The sequence below is a fragment of the Actinomadura chokoriensis genome, from assembly GCF_041463665.1.
GTDB lineage: Bacteria > Actinomycetota > Actinomycetes > Streptosporangiales > Streptosporangiaceae > Spirillospora > Spirillospora chokoriensis_A.
This window is the reverse complement of the sequence record NZ_JAXCEJ010000074.1, coordinates 1-1,424: the sequence shown is the minus strand read 5'-3', so window position 1 is coordinate 1,424 and position 1,424 is coordinate 1. Positions and strand designations below refer to the sequence as shown.

At 68.5% G+C, this 1,424-nt stretch carries 1 protein-coding gene; it reads right to left on the bottom strand.

Translation table 11 applies throughout. The features are described 5' to 3' along the window. Window positions 1-21: 21 nt before the first annotated feature. Entirely contained in the window at window positions 22-1,263 is a 1,242-nt protein-coding gene (locus SM418_RS37925; RefSeq protein ID WP_371946474.1) for an ISAs1 family transposase, read from the bottom strand. Between the last annotated feature and the right edge of the window lie 161 nt (window positions 1,264-1,424).

Here is a 1,424-nt window from a genome sequence, read left to right as displayed (position 1 = left end):
CACGGCTCCGGGGTTCTCGCGTTATCTGCCTTGATGTCGGTTTGTGAGGCCGAGGGTGGCGAGACAGCGGCGGGGGTCCTTGTGGTGGTGCCGGTTGGCCTTGGCGATGTTGGTCCAGCCGCAGAATTTCAGGATGGTGATGGCGAGGCTGCGGAGGGCGGCCATGACGGCGGGGCCGCTGCCGGTGCGGATCTGGGAGTGGTCTTCGCGGTAGGTGACGTCGCGGATGTGGTGCAGGGCTTCGATGCGCCAGTGGGAGCGGATCCACCGGGCGATCTGAGCGGCGGTGGCCTGGTGGGCGTTGAGGCTGGTCACCGCGTAGACGGTCACGGTGGTCCACCGGCCGCCGGTGCGGGGCCGGACTCTGCGGGTGATGCAGATGGCCTGGTGGGCGTGCGGGAATAGCAGCCCTTCGGCCAGCGAGCAGATCTTGATGCCGCGGCGTTCGGTCCGGCCGTGCCCGTGGTGGTCCTCGGTGTGCCCGACCGGGATCTTCCGCCAGGGCAGGGCTTTGAGTTGGTGATACAACGACCGCTGATTCTTCTTCACGACCAGGATGAAGTGAGCGTGCTTCTCGGTGACCAGGAAGGCGGCGTGGTCGCGCTGGGTATGGAGCGCGTCGGCCGTCACGACCCGGTCGGTCAGGTCGAGGGGTTCCAAGAGCGGCCGGAACGCCGAGAGTTCGTTGGTCTTGCCGTCCACCTCGACCTGTCCCATGAGGCGGCCGAGCCGGGTGCCGACCGCTGCCAGCAGGTGCCGCGCCCTCCCTGAGGCAGTGTGATGGCGGGTGCCGCGCAGCGCCTTGCCATCAACTGCGACCGATTCCTGCTTGGGCCGGCCCGTCCGGATCGGCGGACGCGCCCCGGCCTGCTGCCCGGCCCCGTCCCGCAGGTCGGCCAGTTCACCGAGCCAGGCACTGGTCGCCGCGGTGAACGCTGAGGCGTCCAGGCGTTCCAGCACGTCCCGGAATGTCGCCTCGTCGGGCACCTCGAACCGGCGGGACAGGGGATCGAACCGGACCTGTAGCGCCTCCAGCAGTTCAGCTGTCATCCCGGGATCGGCGGCCCATTCGGCGATCGCCGCCAGCGACCGCGCCCCCGCGATCGTGGCCGCGACCGCCGTGGCCAGCAACGACACCAGTGAATGCCGTACGCCCCGCGGGTCTCGTGGATCGGGAACCCATGCCAGGTGAGCCACCAGGGCCGGGATCCGCGCGGCCAGCGCCTCACGATCGACAACGGCCAGGTCGCCAACAACAGCCAAGATCAGGGATGATGCAGGAGCAGGCACGGTCTTCTCTTGTGATCAGAAAGCTTAGACACCTTCATGATCACGCAGGCCGTGCCTGCACGCATCTCCAGCCCCGCAACCGCAGCAGCCGAACCGGACAATCAGGCCGAGACCGCGACTACTCCGGAGCCGTG